Genomic DNA, 20621 nt, shown 5'->3' with positions numbered 1-20621 from the left:
ACGGTCCTCTTCGGTAAATCTCTTCTTGCTCATGCAATCCCCCCCCGATGCTTATTCCAGTATACAAAAAGGTACCCACAGCCTGAACACCTTTTTTCAAAGTGTCCAAACTATGGGTACCAGTTTAATGGGCAAGGCCTCTTTTTTATAGATCTTTTTTACAAATCTTTTTTACAGATCGTCGAATCCGTTGTCGTCGCCGACTTTACCGTAGTTGCGGGACTTGGCTTCGAAGAAGTCGGTCTTCGTCGCATTGAGCGCTTCGTCGGAGAACGGCTTGATCCAAGGCATGCAGTTCACATCGACGCCTTGATAAGCTTTTTCCATCCCCATCAGGGTCAGGCGCTTGTTGGCGATGTATTTGATGTAGTCGGACAGTTCGTTCAGGTCGATGCCGCGGACTTCTTTAAGCGTATAGTAAGCCCAATTCGTCTCCAATTCCACAGCCCGGTCGATCGTTCTGTACAAGTAGTCGATGTTCTCTTTAGTGTTCAGCTCCGGATAGTCGATCAGCAACTGCTTGAACACTTCGGCGAAGAAGTAGCAGTGCTGGTTCTCGTCACGCTGAATGTAAGAGATCATTTGGCTCGTACCCATCATTTTTTGGTCGCGAGCCAGGTTGTAGAAGAAGGCGAAGGTACTGTAGAAGAAAATGCCTTCCAGAATAAGATCCGCCACCAGCGCCTCGAAAAAGGTTTGTGGAGTAGCTTCGTTACGGAAATTTTGATAGATGTCGGAAATGAACTTGTTGCGTTCCAGCAGAACCGGGTCATGCTTCCAGTATTCGAAAATCTCCTTTTGCTCCTGGTCGGAAACGATGGAGGAGAGCACATAGGAATAGGACTGGTTATGCACGACTTCCTGCTGCCCGATAATGGCCGAAATGGCCTCCAGCGAGGAGTCGGTAAAATACCGCTTCACGTCGCCGACGAACATCGTCTGCATCGAATCGAGCACCGCGAGCAGCGAGATGTTGATCTTAAAGGTGCGCTGTTCTTCGGCATCAAGCTGGGCGAACTGCTGGGCATCTTTATTCATCGGAATTTCATCGGCAATCCAGTGATTGAGAAGCAGCACTTTGTACAGCTTATACATGTGCGGCATGCGGATGTCGTTCCAGTTCAGAATCCCCGAGCACTCGCCACCGATGATCCGGGTCGATTTGTTCGGTGCCTCCGTATTAAAAATCGTTTGCAGTTGCATGGATCTCATCTCCTTGATTATAAGGGGCCATGTCGGCCCCTTTTCATTTCTGAGTTACGGATGGAAATGCTATTCTCATTGGAATATTTCCAATCATTGTCGTTAAAATGAGCTAAGTCCCTAGCATGATTGGATAAAATCCAATCATATATCACTTTTTTAGCTAAAGTAGACTTTATAAGGCCGCTTCATTGGATTTTATCCAATCAAAGGCTTGGAATGGAGTCATCAAGGCAATCTCCCTGTATTTTTTCCAACCAAGCTCGCCTCAAGCCTGTCTCAAGCCTGTCTTGTGCATCTTATGAAGCGCAGGACTCGCATTCTTCAATGGTCAAGGCCCGGCTGCGCACATAGTAGGTCGATTTCAGACCGGCCTTCCAGGCGTGCAGGTGGAGTTCCAGGAACTCGCTCGCCTTGATGTCCGGGCGCACGTAGAAGTTGAAGCTTTGCGCCTGGTCTACGTGGCGTTGGCGGGCGGAAGCCATGTTAATGGACGCGTGCTGGTCGACCAGGAACGCCGTCTTGTAGTACCAGATCGTTTTCTCGGACAGATCCGGTGCCGGGTTAGCGATCTTGTACGTCGTTTTCTCTTCATAAGAGAGCAGCTCATAGAGCGGGTCGATACTAGCGGTAGAACCGGCGATGATCGAAGTCGAGCCGTTCGGTGCGATCGCAAACATCCATGCGTTGCGGACGCCATTCTTGCTGACTTGCTCGGCAAGCTCTTTCCATTGCTCCGTCGTTACGAATTTGCCCTCGCGGGAGCCGTCCGTGTATCCGCGATAGGTGAAGTAATGTCCGTTCTCCCAGTCGGAGCCGGCGAACTTCGGATAGCGGCCTTTTTCGATGGCCAGCTCCATGCTGGATTTGACCAGTAGGTAGTTGATTTTCTCATAAAGCGCATCATTATAAGCTACGGCTTCGTCGGATTCCCAGCGGATGCCTTCGAGCGCGAGCAGGTGATGCAGTCCGAACGTGCCGAGGCCGATGGCCCGGTACTGGCTGTTCGTATACTGAGCTTGCAACACTTCGATATTGTTGATGTCGATGACGTTGTCGAGCATCCGCGTCTGGATCGGCACAAGACGGTCGAGTACGCCGGCCGGTACGGCACGGGCCAGATGGATCGAGTTCAGGTTGCAGACTACGAAATCGCCAGGGATCTTCGAAACGACGATCCGGGTTTGCCCGTCCTTCGTCACCAGTTCTTCTTGCTCAACTACGGTCGGCGACTGGTTCTGCATAATTTCCGTGCACAGGTTGGACGAGTAGATCATGCCGTGCGCCCGGTTCGGGTTGGCGCGGTTGACCGTATCGCGGTAGAACATGTACGGCGTTCCCGTTTCCAGCTGCGATTTCATGATCCGTTTCATGATATCGATCGCCGGCATCGTGATGCGGGACAAGGTCGGGTGATTGACCGCTTCTTCGTATTTTTCGCGGAACTGACCTTTACCGAATTCGTTATCGTAAAAATCCTCCAGGCCGAGCGGACGGCCGTTGTCATCTTTCCAGCCCATCGTCTTCTTCACTTCGTGCGGGCAGAACAGGTTCCATTCGCCGCGCGCTTCAACGGCTTCCATGAACAAGTCAGGCAGGCAGACGCCGTGGAACACGTCATGTGCGCGCATCCGCTCGTCGCCGTTGTTCAACTTCAGGTCGAGGAAGGCAAGGATGTCTTTATGGAAGACGTCCAGGTAAACGGCGATCGCGCCTTTACGCGTGCCGAGCTGGTCGACGCTGACGGCGGTGTTGTTCAGCTGGCGAATCCAAGGAATAACGCCGGAGCTGGTGTTCTTGTGTCCGCGGATGTCGGAGCCGCGGGCGCGCACTTTACCGAGGTAGACGCCGATCCCGCCGCCCATTTTACTGAGCCGGGCCACGTCGGTGTTGGAATCGAAAATGCCTTCCAGCGAATCGTCAACCGTATCGATGAAGCAGCTGGAGAGCTGACCGGCGACTTTTTTGCCCGCATTGGACATCGTTGGCGTTGCGGCCGTCATATAAATGTTGCTCATCGCCCAGTAAGCTTCTTTAACGAGCTCCAAACGGGTCTCGGCAGGCTCGCGGTGCATGAGGTACATGGCGATAACCATATAACGCTCTTGCGGCAATTCCATCGTCCGGCCTTCAAAATCGGTAGCCAGGTAGCGCTCGGTCAGAGTCAGCAGCCCGATGTAGTCAAACAGCAGATCGCGGGAAGCGTCGATCGTTTGGCCCAATTCCTCGATTTGCTCCTTGGTGTAGCACTCCAGCAATTCCTCGCGGTAGATGCCGATTTTGCACAAATCGGTGATCAGATGGTAGAACGACCCGTAAGGCTCTTCCGGGTAAGCTTTGTAGCGGCGGTTGACGGCCGCCTTTTTGTAAAGGGAGGTAAGCAGCGAGCGGGCCGCCGCGTATTTCCAGTCGGGCTCTTCTTTGGTGACCAGTTCCAAGGCGGACATGGTGAATGCGCTGCTGATTTCCTCACCGGTTACTTCGTCGCGTCTGAGCTTGGCATTGACGCCGCGCAGCAGCCGCTCCTTGTCCAGGGCATGTAATCCGTCCAGAATGCGATCGGCATAAACACCGAGACGTTCGTTATCGAACGCGAGTTGACGGTTGTTGGGTTTAGAGACGAGTAGTGGCATGAATAAAATTCCTCGCTTTCCTGGCATGAGATAATGGACCGGATGCAATCCGGTTAAATCTATTAATCTTTTAATTCTCAAATTGAGAATAATTGAGGATAAAAGGGCGTCCGGAAAGACGCGAATGATGTTTATATATGCAAATGATTATATTCCCGGGGCCCCCGCAGCCTAAATAAATCAAGCTGCTGAGTACCTGTGACGCTTTTTGTAGGATGTTGTCTATAAAAAGCATCACAGATTATCAATTATACTAGAAAGTCAGACAGCTAGAAAGAGAAAGTTGGCTCCCAGAGGGCAGGCTGACCTTGCGCCAAGCTGGCCTCAATATCGATAAGACGCTGGTTGGAGCTGCCCCTGTAAAGCAGGGAGGGATCCCGCAATTCTTCGACGAAACGTCCGTCTACCAGCACTTGGCAGCGTTCAAGCAATTGAAATTCGGGCGAATCCCGCTGTTCGGTCAATTCTTCATACGTATACCCGCTGTAAATCCAGATCGGTAAGGACCGATCGGCTTCGAGGCGCAAGCGATCGACAAAAGCGCTGACCTCGGCGGCGGAGAAGAACGGATCCCCGCCCAAAATAGTGACCCCGCTAAGCAGGGGGTTGTTTTTGATGTCGGTGATGATTTCCAGTTCACGCTCAGGCGTTAATAGCTCGCCGTAATTGAAATTCCAGGTGGCTGCACTGAAGCAGCCTTTGCAGTAATGCCGGCAGCCGCTGATGAAGATGGCGGCGCGAAGTCCTTCGCCTTCATTGATGGATTCCGGGTAGTAGCCGCATATGTTCATGCGTCGTGTTTCACCCGGTCGCGGACTTCGGCTTGTTTCGCGGCATTGAAACGCGTCTGATAGTCGCCGGTCAGATACCCGGTCACACGGCGCAGCCGGCGGATGTAAACATCCTTTTCGTGACTGCTGCAGGAAGGGCAGGTGGCCCCGATGATGCCCTCAAACCCGCATGCGGAGCAGCGGTCGATCGGATGGTTGATGCTGAAGTAGCTAACCTGCTGCGACAAGGCGTATTGAACGATTTGCAGGAATGCCGCCGGATTGCTGCGGGCGTTACCGTTCAATTCGATATAAGAGATGGCTCCCGCATTGCACAGTCCGTGGAACGCGGCTTCCAACTGAATCTTTTTCGCGGCACTAATTTTGTAGTACACGGGAATATGGAAAGAGTTCGTGTAATACTCCCGGTCGACGACACCCGGCACGGTGCCGTAGAAGGCCTGGTCACGCTTGGTGAATTTGCCGGACAGCCCTTCCGCCGGCGTGGCGAACAACGTGATGTTCAGGTTGTGCAGTTCGCCTTGTCTGTCGCAGTAGTCGCGCATGTAGGCGATCAGATCATAAGCCTTTTGGTAGACCTGTTCATCTTCGCCATGATGCTTGCCGTACATAGCCTTCATGCATTCCGCCAGCCCGATGAATCCGATGGACAGGGAGCCGTGTTTGATCAATTCGCCGACGCTATCCTCGGGGTCCAGCTTTTCGCCGCCCTCCCAAACGCCCTCGCGCATCATGAAATCGGAAGCCTTCGCTTTTTGCGCGGCCTGGATTTGGTAACGGTGAAGCAGGCCTTCCAGCGCGATGTCGAGGTAATGGTCGAGTTCATGGTAGAAGCCGCGCTCATCCGCAACGTTTCTTCGTCCCAACGCGATCCCGTGCTCAAGCCCGAGCTTGACGAGGTTCAACGTATTAAAGGAAAGGTTCCCTTTGCCGGACAGGTGATTGCGTCCGAATCGGTCGCTCAACACCCGCGTGCGGCAGCCCATCGTAGCGAATTCGGTATCCGGATCGGCCGGATCGTAGTGCATGAGATTCAACGGGGCGTCCAGGTTGGCGAAGTTTGGATACAGCCGCTTGGCCGAGCATTCAGCCGACTTCAGGAAGAGATGATAGTTCGGCTCGCCCGGGTTCTGGTTGACGCCTTGTTTGCATTTGAAAATCTGGATCGGGAAAATCGGTGTTTCACCGCTGCCGAGTCCACGCATCGTGGCTGTCAGCAGGGAGCTAATGACGAGCTGGCCTTCCGGCGACGTGCAGGTGCCGTAGTTGATGCTGGTGAAAGGAATTTGTCCCCCTGCGCGGCTGGACATCGTATTCAGATTATGAATCAGACTCTCCGCGCCTTGCAGCGTTTCGCTTTCGGTTTCTTTTAACGCATATTTAAAAGATTTCGGATATTGCTCTTGAAGGTCGCTCCGGCTCATGTTGATTTCGCCGCCAAAGTCGGCCTCGCCGTCACCTTCCTCAAAATACTCCAGCCCTTTGCGGAAGTATTTGGCGAAGGATTTCGCTACGTAAGGAGCCAGGTCGTGGTCAATCATGTTGGCCGATACGCCGCCGTATTGGGAGTTTTGCTGGGATTGAAAAATAATCGCTACGAGCGCCATCGCGGTCATGATCGAATTCGGCGGCCGGACGCTGCCGTTGCCGGTGTTGAAGCCTTCGCGAAGCAGCTTGGCAAACGGAATGAAAATGCAGTTGGTCGTGCCGATCGCGTATTGATCGAGGTCATGCACATAGACTACATTGTCCTTGATCGCTTGAACGACCCGCGGCGGCATAACAAAATGATTTGCGTACCATTTCGAGTACTCGCTGCCGAATTTGCTCATTTTCCCGGAGAAGCTTTCACCGTTTAAGTTGGCGTTTTCGCGCAGGATCTCCAAATTTGAACTCTCGACGATTTCTTCGCCAAGACGGATAACCTCCTCCATCATTTGCTCCCGGTTTACTTCCGTATCGATTACATTCAACAACGCCATCTTAGTTCTCCTCCCTGATAACTGGGTAATACTCGCATATAAAAAGCATTCCCAACCCGGCAAGGTTGAAAATGCCCGAATGTCTCCAGAATGATAGCTGTAGGAAGGCGTAACAAAAGAAGTTAAAACAAAGCTATGCATGAGCTGCATCGGACACCTCCCTGTTCCTCGCAGGTTAGCGCGGTGTCTTCCAAACGGGCAGGTCTCCTGACTTTCGGTGATGCGCCGGCGCCTTCCCGGGGGAGAGATAAATTCCCTCAGTGGCATCATGTCGGCGAATTGCTTTGGGATATTCACGACGGATTCCCAGGCGTTCCGATTACAGTGGCGGGACCGCAGCGGATTTGCACCGCCTTCCCTTTTAAGACCCGGCGTCTTGGGCGCCGGACCACCCGTTCACACTATATTTTGTTGTAGTGATATTAATTTACCCCAATATGTTGTGTTTGTAAATGGGCCTAGCTCGAATTTGACGATTGAAAATAATGAAAAATCCTCTGAAAGCAACCGCGGTGCGGGCCAGCGGGGATGAAAAAAATATTAAAAAAATTTTGGCTCCAAATTACGAAAAGCAGGTTTATATTTTGATCATCTAGGGAGCTCATGGGCGTATTTTTTTCGTAGTTGATTCAACTCATTCAATTTGCGGAGATGATCGTCCTGATTTCGCATTCCTACTGCGACGATCAAATTTTCTACTATAAACGTAGGGGCGATCATAGAGTGAAATTCCCACGTTTCTCCCCGGCTGGCAAACAGCGTGATATCGCATTGATCGGAAAAGTCGGCAACGAGCCGGTCCGTGATGAGCAAAGTCCGGTAGCCGGTCTCTTTGGCATGATCGACGATCACCTTCGCTTCCGGCAGCAGCCGGACGAACCCGAACAGAACTACGAGATCTTCTTCGCCCAGATGTAGAAGATCTTCAAACATCTCGCTTCCGCCGCGGTCCAGCCGATGGATGGACAGGCCGAATCGGCCAAGCCTGTAATGAAGCAATTCCGTGAGTCCGGCAGAAGGGCCAGGTCCATAGATGTAGATGCGCTTTGCCGAAGTCAGAGCCGTGACGGCGGCTTCGAAGGAATCGGCGGAATAATGGGTTAGCGTTTCTTCGAGATGCCTCATGGTGGTGGCGAGAAACTGCTGGGGGAGCGGGCTGGCGTCCGCTTTGTCCATAATATTTTTCATTTTTGCCGCAGGCGTCACGTCGAGCTGACTCCGAAGCTTGGTTTTGAAATCTTTAATATTTTTGAAACCGACCGTACGCCAAAACCGCGAGACCGAAGCAATGCTCAGCCCCAGCGCGTCGGCGATTTCCTGTTCGGTGGAGAACAGGACGGTTTGTGAGTTTTTTTGGATATAGTCCGCAATTTTAAACTGCCCCGGCGACAGGGCCTCGGTGTTCCAGTCCAGTTTCACGAGAGACGGCCTCACTTTCATTGTCTGGTGCGTTGATAGAAATAGATTAACATACCGGATTTGGGAAGGGCAAAAGCGATTCCTACTAATCCGGCTAGCTGTGGATAGCCAGGGTCAGTCGGTTGATGACGTGTATTTTTTCATAAATATAATTTATGTAAGTTTATTTACATTATTTTAACGTACCCGGGCATCGAATTTAATAATTGGACTCTATATTAGGATTAGCCTGAAGAAAGGGCGTTTGAACAACCCAAATATAAAAGGAGGGAAAGCAAGTGATTCAATCCCAAAAAAGATATGTACTTACGCAATCGCAAAAAATGATGGTGTTTATGTTGTCTATGTCCTTGTATGGCTTGTCCAACATGATTACGGAGCTGATTCCATCCCTGCGTCTCGGCCCGGTGGAATTCTCGGTGGAGTACTTCGCGTTTATTCCGCTGACATTATGTATCCTGTTCCATCCGTTTTATGCCGCCGTCGGCGCAGCGCTGGGCGAAGTGATATTCGGCGAGATTATGCTTGGTCAATTCGGGGGTCTCGGCGAACTGGAGAAATTCATCGGATTTTCGCTCGCCATGTTCATTGCCGGAAGTCTCGTCAACGATCCGCGTAACCGCAGACAGGTCGGGATTGCCGCGATTACCGGAGTTGTCATCCACCAGTTTATCAGCAGTGCGGTGGATATTGCCAAGGTATGGGTGGGGGTAGAGGAATTCGAAGCCGTTCCGGGCTTGGCGCAAAGCGTAGTGGTTGTAGAAGGGGTTTCTTTTCTAAATGACGTCCTGTTCTCCGGTATTTTGTTCGCTTTGTTGCCGACCTTGTATCTGGTCCCACGTTTATATGGCAAAATTGAGCCGTTGCTCGGCATGAAACCGCGCGATAACCGGATGAAATATTCACTGGGTGAAATCATCGCTCCTCGGTTGATCGTTATCTCGATAGTTCTGGCTTTTGCAGCGTTCGGCGCAGAATTTCTGGCGGAGTCGGATATGGCGCTGATCGACTGGGATGCGGATTTCCTGGAGAGCATCGGCGGGTGGTTCATCTGGGTTAGTATCGGTGCGGCTGCCATCGTGGCATTGATTACGATTCTGCTGATGATCCGCAAAGGCAAAAGAACACCACAGCAAATAGATAGGAGCGGTCAGGCTTAATGCGTGATGAAAACAATATCGTTGTCATGGAAGGGGTCACATTTACATATCCGGGTGCCGAGCAATCGGTGTTGAACGGAGTTTCCCTGGAGATCAAGCGCGGCGATTTCGTCGCCGTGATCGGAGGGAACGGCAGCGGCAAATCCACGCTGTGCAAAACGCTGAATGGGCTGATACCGCACTATTATGTCGGCGATTACGAGGGCAACGTTCAAGTGAACGGACTCGATACGCTGAAGCATAATGTTGCGCAGCTGTCACGCCATGTCGGTTACGTGTATCAGGACTTCGAAAATCAACTGATTCGCCCGACGGTATTGGACGATGCGGGGTTCGCCCCGCTGAACTATGGCTTCGAGGATTACATGGAGCGCGGGCGCCGGGCTCTACGGCTGGTTGATTTGCAGTGCGATCCGAAGGAGTTCATCTGGCAGCTCAGCGGCGGACAGAAGCATCAGCTCGCCTTGGCCGGTGCAATCTCGCTGGATCCCGACATCCTGATTATCGACGAGCCGGTGGCTCAGCTAGACCCAAGCCATGCCGGGAAGATTTACGATCTGCTGAGGAATTTGAACGAATTTCACGGAAAAACGATTATCGTGATCGAGCATCATACCGAATTTATCGCCGAATATTGCAAGACGGTCGTGCTTATGGATGCAGGGCGGGTGCTCTGGTCGAAGCCGGTTAAGGAAGCGCTGCGCGAGCTGCGCCAACTGGAGGCGAGTCATATTTTTCCGCCTCAGGTCACGCAGGCCGCCGCAAAAGTTGGTGAGTCCGGTATAGTGCAAGGGACTGGAAAAGCCGGAGAAGGGATTGGGGAGTATCCGGTTACCTTGGAGGAAGCCGTACAGTATTTCGGCCGTTTTCAGGGGGAGCATCGTGAGGAGCGTGAGGGGGAAGGGGAGGCTGTTGATCCCCTTGGTTCTCTGGAGATCGTCAATTCGACGATGGGGCTAGGCGACTCGATAAGCTCGGAAAACTCGTTAAACGGTTCTGAACCGGTCATCGAGGTCAAGCATGCCCGTTTCTCCTACCGGACGGTTACGCGGGAACGGAAGGTTGTGCTGGATGATGTCAGCGTAACGTTCAACCCGGGCGACCTGGTTGCCCTCGTAGGAAATAACGGAGCCGGTAAGTCTTCCTTCCTGAAGCTGATCACCGGGGTAACGAAGCCGGAAGCCGGTCATGTCCGGGTGAAAGGCGTAGATACGCTGCGAACACCACCGGAGCAACTGGCGGATATGGTGACTTACATTTACCAGAATCCCGAGGAGATGTTCATTGAGGACTCGATCCGAAAGGATGTGGAGTTCTTCCTGAAGGCCCGCAGCGTGCAGGGCTACGAGCGAAAAGTGGATGATATTCTGGAGAGCTTCGGGCTGACGGAGCTTCAGCACCGCGACGGACGCCTGCTGAGCGGCGGACAGCAGCGGCGCGCCTCGCTGGCGATCGGAGTAGCGATGAATCCATCGGTTATCTTGCTGGATGAGCCGACGGCCAATCTCGATATCGCCACCCGCAAGGATATTACGCGCTTGCTGCAGCAACTGAACCGCCACGTGGAAACGGTGATCGTTGCGACTCACGATATGCAGCTCGTTGCGGAGTGGGCCAACCGCGTCATCGTTATGCATCAGGGCCGGATGATCCGCAACGGTACCCGGGAGTCGGTGTTCGCCGATGCCGATTTGCTGGATCTGGCCGGTTTGACCGCACCGCAAATTTTGGAGCTGAGCCGGTCTCTTGGAATGCCGCAGCTTTGCTACACGGTGGATGAATTCGAGCAGCGCTGGAAGGCTGCCGGAAGAAGGGAGACTTTGGCTTATGGAGTATGTACGTAAGCTCATGGACCGGGTATCGGTCGAGGGCGTCAAAATTGAATTGCTCAATACGGCCTACGGCAACGGCGATACTTTTCTCGCCAAGCTGGACCCGCGGACCCTGTTCCTGTGGTATTTGTATTTCGGGATTGCCCCGTGGTTCATCCATGACGTGATTTTGTTGTTCGGCTTGTTCTTCCTTATGACCCTGACGACGATGATGTCGCGGGTGAGTCCGCTCATTATTGGAATACTGTGCCTCGGACTGCTGAGCCAGGCCGGGTATCTGCTGATCGTATCGTGGCTTTTTGGGGGAGGCGGGGAAACCATCCTGCCGCTGCTGAAACTGACGCTGAAATTGTCCGTCATTTCGCTGGCCAGCATTACCGTGTTCTGTTCCATGGATCCGGAGAAATTGAGCGACGGTCTGCTTAGTATCGGAGTGCCGAAGCAGGTTTCATTTGGCATCGCCTACGGCTACCGGATGCTCCCTAGTTTGCTGGAGGAATACCATCATATTTTCCTGTCGTTCCGGCTGCGCGGAAAGGCCCCGGAGCGGCACGGCTTTTTATATCTGCGGAGTATCGTCTATTTTCTGAAAATCGCCGTACTCTCTTTTTACCCTTTAATACTGAGCATCGCGAAAAGAACGCGCACCACGGTGGAAGCGTTGGAAACCAAAGGTTTCTCCTATGCCTACCAATCGCCCGAGGTCAAACGGATCAAGTTATCGCACATGAAATTTACGCGCCGCGATGCATTGTTCCTGGCCGTCTCGGTGGTCTATGTGGCCGCATTGTATGTTCTTGCCGCAAACTTTAACCTGTAAATAAAGGAGAACATTTATGAAAATCGATCTGCACACCCATGTGAAGCTTTCCAAGAAGAGTGAATTCAGCCCCGCTTATTTCAGGGAGATGATGGCCGAGGCGAAAGGGAACGGGCTGGACGCCATTGCAATGACGGAGCATTTCAATACTTTGCGCTATGAGGATATTTACGAGATGCTGGATCGCAATTATCCCTATGAACACGGCTATTATTTAGCTGAGGGAATTAAGGTGTTCCCGGGTATCGAGGTGGACATTAAAGAGACGGGACACATCCTGATCATCGGCCAGCGGGACAACGTGCTTGAGCTTAGAAGCCGTCTTGAGCCGCATACGGAAAAGGGCCGGTTCGTCGATTTCCGTACCTTGCTCGACTGGAGCGAAGAGGGCGGGTTCTTAAGAATCGGAGCCCATCCGTTTCGGGAAGGGACGCCGCTTCATCATTTGCCCGATGAATTGTTGAAGCGTCTGGATGCCTTTGACCTGAACGGTAAAGACGTTTATGCCCAAGGGCTCGAAGCTTACCACGCTAAAATCGGGGAGTTTGCGAAACGGCTAGGCCGCCCCGTGGTCGCCGGAAGCGACACGCACCAGTTCATGCAGTACGGTTGCGTCCTGAATGAGTTTGACCGGAACTTTGAAACCGTAGAGGAGCTCAAAGCATTGATTCAGGAGGGAGCCTACCGGATTGAGGTTTCGCCGGCCTTGGATATCAAGGTGAAGTCCGCCAACATTATCAAAGGACTGCTCAAAAAGAGTCTTTCGCTTCCGGTAGACGATGACCTGGAGGAGCTCGGAGACCAGTCGGCTTAGTACAGCATACATCCATAGCGCCCCCTGATCTTTATCTTGCAGCTCGTGTTTCCCCGGTTTGATATTCCGGAGCGAATCTTGTTACAATAAGTGAAGGCAAGATAATAATGCGTATAATCAGGGAGGCGCTTAATTATGGCGATTGCGGAAGTAACGGTTATTCCCATCGGTACAGGGTCCACCAGTCTTAGCACCTACGTTGCCGAGCTGCAACGAGTACTCGAACAACAAAAGGGAATCAAGTACACGCTCACCTCGATGAGTACCATTATTGAAGGGCCGCTGGATGATATTTTCGCCGCAATCCGGGCGATTCATGAGGCGCCTTTTCAGTCCGATGCCAAGCGGGTATCCACATCGATCAAGATCGATGACCGCAGGGACAAAGAGGGTTCGTCCGAGCAAAAGCTCCGGTCGGTGCAGGATAAGCTGGGCTTGTAGCGGTGAACTCGGGAGAAAATTAGGGGAACAGGTTGTTGACCAATTTTCCAGAGATTGGCCCTTGCAATATTCCGGAAACGGAGTATAATAATTTTTGTTTCACTTTAAAAGTGAATCTGCTGATGTAGCTCAGCTGGTAGAGCAACGCATTCGTAATGCGTAGGTCGGGGGTTCGAATCCCTTCATCAGCATCTTTAAGATTCAAGCACGGCGCGGCTTCCGGAATTTCCGGGGGTCGCGTTTTTTGTATAGAATAATGAGTGAGATATAAAGGGGGGGACGTTCATGAGCCAAGAAAAAACAGATAAACGCATTTCCCGAAGCACGGCCGCGCTAAGGCAAGCCTTGTTGGATCTGATGGCGGACAAAGCCTTTCATGCTATATCCGTCAAGGAAATCGTCGAGAAGGCGGGCTATAACCGGGGGACGTTCTATGCCCACTATGAAAGCAAAGAAATGCTGCTGGACGACGTTTTTTCAAAATTGATCGATGAATTGAAGCAGTCATTCCGGGCTCCGTACGAGGAAGTGGAAATGTTCAGGATCGACGAATTGCCCGCGAATTCAGTGAAAATCTTCGATCACTTCTATCGAAGCTCTTCCGTATATACGATCTTATTTAAAAGTGAGGTTTTGCCTCTATTCAAGGAAAAGATATCCGCCTCGCTAATGCAGATAGCCGCGGAGGATTTGGACTATACTCATGATTCGATTAATCGGGAGTTTCTTTTGATTTATTCGATGAATGCCCTGTTAGGCCTTGTTTTCCATTGGATTGAGAGCGGGTTCCAATATTCGCCGGATTATATGCAGGATCAATTGGTCCGAATGATTAACTGGAGGCCGACTTCAACCAAGATCAACAAAAGATAACGAACAATCGGCTGCAATGTGTACGTTAATGGACATTTATTGAATGTTTAATGATTGTAGTGAAATCAGGCTTTATCTATACTGAAGGTGCATAGCGCAATAACATTATTCACAATCTAACCTATGAATTGTGAATATTTCGGGAGGTATTTGAAAGTGAAACTTCAAAACCAAGTAGCGGTAGTAACCGGTGCAGCTTCAGGTATGGGTAAACAAATTGCTTTGCTTTTTGCTAAAGAAGGAGCGAAAGTGGCCGTTTCGGATTTGAATCTGGAAGGAGCCCAGGCTACGGTCGAAGAAATCAAATCCCAGGGCGGGACGGCATTTGCCATTAAGACAAATGTGGCAGTTGAAGAAGACATTCAAAACCTGATCGACACGACCGTTCAAAATTACGGTACGGTAGATATCCTCCTCAACAATGCAGGAATTATGGACGGCATGGAGCCGGCCGGCGAAATCAACGATGATAAATGGGAAAGAGTATTTGCCATCAATACGACCAGCGTAATGCGTTCGACTCGTAAAGTGCTGCCGATCTTCCTTGAGAAGAAAAAGGGAGTTATCGTCAACGTGGCTTCGGCTGGCGGACTTAATGGTGCTCGTGCAGGCGCAGCTTATACGGCGTCGAAGCATGCTGTTGTCGGCTTCACCAAAAACACGGGTTATATGTATGCAACCGAAGGCATTCGTTGCAACGCGATCGCTCCGGGCGGCGTGGAAACGAACATCGGGGCCTCCATGCAAGGTATCAGCCAATTCGGCTTCGGTAAACAGCAGCTCGGCATGGAGATTAACCCGCGTGTGGGTAAGCCTGAAGAGATTGCCAAGGTGGCTTTGTTCCTGGCATCGGACGAGTCCAGCTTCGTAAACGGTACGGTAATTACGGCCGATGCCGGCTGGACCGCATATTAATAAAAAATGAGTAAGCGCGTCTTCCTGGGGAGGAAGACGCGCTTTTTTTGTATCTTGCAAGCTATTTCAGATAAGGACCGCTTTCGCCGATCTTACCCGGAGCAGGGTTGCCCGGCAGATCCAGCACGTAAACGCGAAGGTTGCCGATACCGGACAAGGAAACGGATAAGGTGCCGTTCGTCACGGTTTTCACATCGCCTGTAATGGCGTCTTTGTAGGTGCCGTTCGGAATACCGGTGTAAGTCGCGGATTCGCTGATCGCTACAAGCGCAAAGCTGTCAACGCCTTCCGCAGCATTCGTGTACCGGCGTTTAAATGCCATTTTTCCTGTAATGCCTTCGGTTGAATATTGGCCTTTTTGCAAGGCAGGAATCTGCCGGCGAATTTGGTTCAACCGCTGCAGATGTTTGACCAGCGGTTTTTGCAGCGTTTCGGCGACTTTGCCGGAAGCGGAAGCCACCTTGCCGAAATCGCTTGCCACCACGGTTCCTTCAATTTCATCGCCGAAATAAGCACGGCGTGTTTCTTCCAGCGGGCAGGTTGGCCCGCAGTCAATTTGTTCACCGGCCTGGAATTCGATTTCATCGCCGTACATGATGGTCGGGATGCCCCGGAACGTCCACATCAAGCTCATGTTTTCCGCCCAGGCGCCGGTTCCTCCATTGTAGGCGGTGCTCGATTTGTTCGGACCGAAGTCGTGACTGCTGACATAGACCACGTTATAGGTGGCGTCATTGGTCGCATCGTCCGAATCTCTGCCGTTATGAAAGGCATTGACCGCTTCGCTGAAATTCATGTGCATCCGCATGTCGATGATGTTCATGCCGGAGAACTTGCTGTGGTCGGGCTCATGATAATTGTTTCCTCGAAGGAAAGCATTGTCCGAGGTAGGCTGATTGGCCGTCCCGAGCTGATTTTCGTAATTGTATTGCTCTAAAGCCGCGACTTCATCGTTGGCGCTATATTCTTTGCGTTCTTTCCAGGTGAAAAATTGGGCGGAATGGTTGACTGATCCGCGATTCCACTTGTCGTTGACGAACGCCCCGACCTCGCCGAACATGAAGAAGTTTTCTCCTTTATCGCCGAATTTGGCCGCGGAGTGCTCCTGGGCGGCAGGAAGGAAGTGGCGGTTCCACGTCACTCGCGGTATATGGACGGCGGTATCGATCCGGAAACCATCCACCCCCATATCGATGAAGTTGTTATAGGCTCCAATCAAATAATCCTGTACAGGCTTGCTCTCCGTGTTGAAGTCGGCCAGATCCTCGTGGAGCCAGCAACTGCGGGAATCTTCGCCTTCCCAGTTGCCGATCCAGCATGGATGATAGTATTCGGTAGGGAACATGCCGGAAGTTGCATTAGGCCATTGACAGTTATAAATGCGATAACCTTCCTTGCTGTAGAACTGTGTCGGCGTTCCCCAATTCCGGCAGGTGTTCCCGGCAGGCTCCTCCGTAGACCATATGTCGCCGTTATAAGCCTTGGCGGAGACATCATTCGGATAAAGGCCGTCATATTCCAGCCCCGGAATTTTTTCGTCATAATACCAACTCCACTGCGAATCGCGAACCCCGAATACGGTTGGCGTAAACAAATCTTTCGCTCCCCACCGGCTGGAGTGGTTGTATACAACGTCCTGAATAATTTTGATTCCTTTGTTATGGGCTTCGTTGATCAGATCCTGGTAGCTTGCCCCGCTCGACTCCAGGCGAGGATCTACCCGGTAGAAATCGTAACCGTGATAACCATGGAAATCATAATCGGAGCGGTTCAGCACGACCGGAGTAATCCAGATCGCCGAGAAACCGAGGGCTTTGATATAATCCAACTTTTCCATCAGTCCCTTAAAATCGCCCCGGAACATCGGGTCATTGTTGGCCGCATTTCCCGAAGATACATTGTACTGCCCGCCGCGGTTATTCGAGGAGTCCCCATCATAAAAGCGGGCGGTCATGACAAAGTAAATGGAATCTTCGCGGGCATCGCCGCCAAGCGGCGTCCCGCCGACTGGAGGAAGCGGAGCATCGCCTGTTTTGGCGGAGACCGGCTGGCTGGCCGCCGACTTGTTGGATGGAACAGCCTTGTCAAAAGCTTTTACCGTATAAGTGTATGTCGTTTGCGCTTCAAGTTTTGTTTCCGTAAAATCGGTTCTGGTAGTCGTATATACCTTTTGACCGTCGCTTCCGCCTGTACGCGTGATTTCATACCCCGCTACGCCTCTTCCGTTCTCATTGTCGATCGAAGCGCTCCAGGTCAAGGTAATGCTGAGGTCTTTTGCAACCGCTGTCACATTTCCCGGTACCGAAGGGGGGAGATTATCTTCAGGTAAAGGAGCGCAAGGGCTCATTGCATTGGCAGTGACCACGCCGTCCTTAACGGTTGTGATTCCCGTGCCGATCACATAATTTTGGCCGTTGTTATTGTCCCATACCGAGCCGTTGTTAAACGTGGCTTTCATGCTGGTCGCTTCCCCGAGATTGATCGTGATTTTGGTCCAATCACCGCAGGCTTCCTCCGCCATTTTCACTCCCGGAGGAGTTGTCCATGCGGCTCCGGCTGGGGAGTAGTGAATGTTGACCTGAGACCAGGCCCGCGTCTTGGTGTAATAGTAGACGATAGCCTGGTTCCCTGCGCCCGCTTCTGAAGTCGTCACGGGAAGAGGGGCGGACTGGGAGGATTTATTCCCCGCTTTGTCCTTGGCCAGTACCGTAAACGAATAAGCGGTAGATGCCGTCAGGCCGTTAAACGTATAGGATGTCGCCGTTACATTGGCGTCAACCAAGCTACCGTCCCGGTAAACTTCGTACCCTTGTAGGCCGCTTCCGCCTTCATTATCCAAGCTTTGGGACCACGATATGGTCACTGTCGTGGAAGTCTTGCCCGTCACAGCCAAATTGGCCGGCACGGCAGGTGGCGTGGTGTCCGTTGAACCACCGGAAGGAGCGCCCGGGGTGATTACTCCAGCGGAGTAAGTCCAGGTTCCTGGATTAAAAAAGTAATTGTTGCCGTTGTTGCTGTCCCATTGCCCGCTTCCGTTGTTAAAACAAGCTTCAAGCCGGGCCGCGGCTCCAATATCGATAGTCGATTTGGCATATCCCGGCATTTCGGCATTCTCCATTTTGATGCCCGGTACTGCCGTCCAATTGCCGCCTGCAGGCCGGTAATGGATGTAAGGTGCTGCATAACCCATTTTGTAGTAAATGGTTACTTTGTTTGTGCTCCCCGCAGGGTTGGTAGTCACCGATAGAGTGTTGCTGGCGGATGATACGTTTCCTGCTTTGTCTTTTGCCTTGACCATGTAGACGTATTCCGTCTCGGGGAGGAGCGCGGTATCCGTAAAGGTGGTAGCGGTCGTTTCCGAGCCGACTTGCGCCCCGTTCCGGTAGACCAGATACCCGGACAATCCGCTTCCGCCGGCATTATCCGAAGCAGGGGCCCAGGATAGCGTCACGGTGGTGTCCGTTTTGGCCGTGCTCGTCAAGCCGGATGGTACATCCGGGGGAACCGTATCTACAGGATTAGGGTTGCTATCGCTCCAATTGGTCCCGCTATACCATCCTTCTTTATCCCTGAACATACCGGACTGGTTAGCCGCCGGCATCTGGTTGCCGTTGCTGTCTTTGAAAATCACTCTTGCACTGGAGACCCCTTCAATAGTGTAAACATACCAGTCGCCTTGTTCCGCGTTCATGGTCGGGGATGATTGCCAGGCGGGTTCGGTAACGCTCGGACTGGTCTGGTAGTAATAAAGTTGGGGAGTTCCCCAGTTTCCCGGTTTTTTGAAGTGAATCTTTAAGCTAGGCGAAGCCGCAGCAGCATTATCCAACGCGGTAGCCGAGGGACTGGCCGGATCAGCAAAAGAAGGGGTGAAGGTTGATAAAACTAGAATGAATGCCATGAATATTCCAAACCATGCTTTTCTCAAATCCATTACGTGTTATCACTCCTTTTATTGGGGTTAATGACATATAATGCGCTTTCAATAATAGATTCGTATAAATCCCTGTCCTCCTTTCTGATGGAGTGGTTCTGCCGGGGAAGATCATTGCTCTCGCCAAGGTGTGACTGCTTTGCAGAATATTGGAGCGATTATGGGCTAATGTAAAAGGGATCCGTAGTTGGAGGGCAGCCAATAACCGTAGCGATTCATAATTGCAGTCCAAACTATTGGGCAAACGTTTGCGCAAAAGAGAAAGCGAAGCATCATGTTGGATCGGTTTTAGAGAGGCTTATGTAGGTTGGTTAATGCGTATGTTATACTGCAAATTTTAATTAGTCAACCTAAAGTTGGGCAATAATCCCAAAGAACTACAGGAAAAAAGTCTTGCCCCATTTTATGAGAAGTTGAAGCAAGAGGGGGAACGATGGTGGGAGTATGCAATACAGCAAACGATCGGGCAGAAGGGTGCGATGTTCCTAAAACTTGAATCTAAGTCAGCTTCTTACACAAAAAAGCGGATTCCGAATTTGGGACCCGCTTTTTTATGTGGTTTGAGTTATTAAATGAATTTTTGAGCCGTCTGGATGATTTTTTCCTTATGAAATATTAAATCGGAGATATCATTTATTGAGATCATTGTTTTATCTTCATCGTTAAATTGGATAGCCTTATTGGAACTATTTAAATAGATGCGGCAAATCCACTTTCTAATATTATTATCCAGTAGAATATTAAAGTAACTTAGGTTGTCACGATAATTAATGCGTTCTGGGGCTAATATATCCTTCAATAAAATTCGGATAGTAATATACCCTTCTATTTCCTCTTGAGTTGTGACGACTTCAGGCCCCTCGTTGGAGAGGACCTCACTTGTTGGGGCCACTTCCCTATTTAAAATTTGTTCCGAGTTTGTATTTGCGAGAGCCGATTGTAATTTGTCATTCAGGATATCGTTTACAAATTCTTTTAATGACCGTTTAACGATCCCATTAAATTTCTCAATAACTTGTCTGGTTTTCTTTCCGAGATATACATCCGAGAGAATGACCGACACAAAGTCATCAGTGGGGTTATCCCATTGTTCTTTTAGAAATCGTTTAATTTCATTTGTGTATTTTAACTCGGCAGCTGTGGTGTTGATACTATCAACATCAAATAAATCTTTCTTAAATTTGTTGAGTTCCGCAATCTGATGATCTCGAAGATCAAATAAATTTAATTCAAAAAAGGGAGTGGCGTCCATTTTATTTTGTTCTTCCAAATCAGTGTAAAATTTATAGACTACCCCATTCGTGAGAATCGCAAACTTTGCTTCAGTTGTGCCAAAGTATCTGAAAAGTTGCGAATCGTGTTTAGTAAGTTGTTCTTGAATGCATTTTGCCTCAATTAAGATGATAGGCTTTTTGTTTTGCATTATAGCATAGTCTACTTTTTCGCCTTTTTTTATACCGACATCTGCTACAAATTCCGGAAGGAATTCTTCCGGATTAAACACATCATAATTTAGGGTTTGAAAGAACGGCATAATTACTGATGTTTTCGTCGCTTCTTCTGTCAAAATGCTATCCTTTAGTTTTTGTACCCTCTTCGCCAAGGCACGAATTTGATCTGCAAATTCCACTTCAAATATCTCCTGAAATGTCCCCATCGGTTGGAGTATTTGCTGTGAAAATCTAGTTTGTATAACTTTCGACCTATATGTAAGTTTATCCTTCCAAATGATAACAAATCATAGTGGAATTTAGCAGATTATATATCCATTATCCGTAAATTGAGCAGTCAAGAAAATAACATTTCC

14 protein-coding genes, 1 tRNA gene and 1 riboswitch are annotated in these 20621 nt (G+C 50.7%); of the genes, 8 read left to right on the top strand and 7 right to left on the bottom strand.

The window, feature by feature from the left end; translation table 11 throughout:
• Window positions 1–171: 171 nt before the first annotated feature.
• The 5 genes from KB559_RS18935 to KB559_RS18915 form a co-directional block, all read right to left on the bottom strand.
• Window positions 172–1203, bottom strand: a complete 1032-nt coding sequence (locus tag KB559_RS18935; RefSeq protein ID WP_211023903.1) for a ribonucleotide-diphosphate reductase subunit beta — start codon at window positions 1201–1203, stop codon at window positions 172–174.
• A gap of 299 nt (window positions 1204–1502) precedes the next feature.
• Window positions 1503–3836 (bottom strand): ribonucleoside-diphosphate reductase subunit alpha, encoded by a 2334-nt coding sequence (locus KB559_RS18930; RefSeq protein WP_211023901.1) that lies wholly within the window; start codon window positions 3834–3836, stop codon window positions 1503–1505.
• A 269-nt stretch (window positions 3837–4105) separates the two neighbouring features.
• Entirely contained in the window at window positions 4106–4627 is a 522-nt protein-coding gene (gene nrdG / locus KB559_RS18925; RefSeq protein WP_211023899.1) for an anaerobic ribonucleoside-triphosphate reductase activating protein, read from the bottom strand.
• Window positions 4624–6564: an anaerobic ribonucleoside triphosphate reductase gene (locus KB559_RS18920; protein WP_481856472.1), complete on the bottom strand. Its 1941-nt coding sequence runs from the start codon at window positions 6562–6564 to the stop codon at window positions 4624–4626. The genes nrdG and KB559_RS18920 overlap by 4 nt, the downstream gene beginning before the upstream one ends.
• Before the next feature lie 225 nt (window positions 6565–6789).
• A riboswitch (cobalamin riboswitch) is annotated at window positions 6790–7020 on the bottom strand.
• Window positions 7021–7197: 177 nt separating this feature from the next.
• Complete coding sequence (locus KB559_RS18915) at window positions 7198–8028, bottom strand: MurR/RpiR family transcriptional regulator (RefSeq protein ID WP_211023895.1); 831 nt, start codon at window positions 8026–8028, stop codon at window positions 7198–7200.
• 278 nt (window positions 8029–8306) lie between these two features.
• On the opposite strand from KB559_RS18915, the gene KB559_RS18910 reads away from it, so the two are divergent.
• The 8 genes from KB559_RS18910 (at window position 8307) to KB559_RS18875 (ending at window position 14883) form a co-directional block, all read left to right on the top strand.
• Window positions 8307–9188 (top strand): DUF8171 family membrane protein, encoded by an 882-nt coding sequence (locus KB559_RS18910; RefSeq protein ID WP_244861593.1) that lies wholly within the window; start codon window positions 8307–8309, stop codon window positions 9186–9188.
• Complete coding sequence (locus KB559_RS18905; protein ID WP_211023893.1) at window positions 9188–11032, top strand: ABC transporter ATP-binding protein; 1845 nt, start codon at window positions 9188–9190, stop codon at window positions 11030–11032. Before KB559_RS18910 ends, KB559_RS18905 begins: the two co-directional genes overlap by 1 nt.
• On the top strand, window positions 11016–11840 hold the full coding sequence (locus KB559_RS18900; RefSeq protein WP_211023891.1) for an energy-coupling factor transporter transmembrane component T family protein: 825 nt from the start codon (window positions 11016–11018) through the stop codon (window positions 11838–11840). The genes KB559_RS18905 and KB559_RS18900 overlap by 17 nt, the downstream gene beginning before the upstream one ends.
• A gap of 16 nt (window positions 11841–11856) precedes the next feature.
• Window positions 11857–12654: a PHP domain-containing protein gene (locus KB559_RS18895; RefSeq protein ID WP_211023889.1), complete on the top strand. Its 798-nt coding sequence runs from the start codon at window positions 11857–11859 to the stop codon at window positions 12652–12654.
• Between the two features lie 135 nt (window positions 12655–12789).
• A complete protein-coding gene (locus KB559_RS18890) occupies window positions 12790–13095 on the top strand; it encodes an MTH1187 family thiamine-binding protein (RefSeq protein ID WP_211023887.1) in 306 nt (101 codons plus the stop codon).
• Between the two features lie 118 nt (window positions 13096–13213).
• A tRNA-Thr gene (locus KB559_RS18885) sits at window positions 13214–13286 on the top strand.
• A 94-nt stretch (window positions 13287–13380) separates the two neighbouring features.
• Entirely contained in the window at window positions 13381–13968 is a 588-nt protein-coding gene (locus KB559_RS18880) for a TetR/AcrR family transcriptional regulator (protein WP_211023885.1), read from the top strand.
• 156 nt (window positions 13969–14124) lie between these two features.
• The gene (locus tag KB559_RS18875) at window positions 14125–14883 is read left to right on the top strand and encodes an SDR family oxidoreductase (RefSeq protein WP_211023883.1); all 759 of its coding nucleotides are present in this window, start codon (window positions 14125–14127) and stop codon (window positions 14881–14883) included.
• Between the two features lie 61 nt (window positions 14884–14944).
• Here KB559_RS18875 and KB559_RS18870 read toward each other — a convergent pair whose 3' ends face one another.
• On the bottom strand, window positions 14945–18781 hold the full coding sequence (locus tag KB559_RS18870) for a carbohydrate binding domain-containing protein (RefSeq protein WP_211023881.1): 3837 nt from the start codon (window positions 18779–18781) through the stop codon (window positions 14945–14947).
• A gap of 601 nt (window positions 18782–19382) precedes the next feature.
• Complete coding sequence (locus KB559_RS18865; protein ID WP_211023879.1) at window positions 19383–20471, bottom strand: type I restriction endonuclease; 1089 nt, start codon at window positions 20469–20471, stop codon at window positions 19383–19385.
• Between the last annotated feature and the right edge of the window lie 150 nt (window positions 20472–20621).

Origin of the sequence: Paenibacillus sp. Marseille-P2973, assembly GCF_018101095.1 — a bacterium.
GTDB classification, from domain to species: domain Bacteria; phylum Bacillota; class Bacilli; order Paenibacillales; family Paenibacillaceae; genus Fontibacillus; species Fontibacillus vini.
Note: the sequence above shows the minus strand (reverse complement) of the source record. Positions and strands in the feature narration are given on the sequence as shown.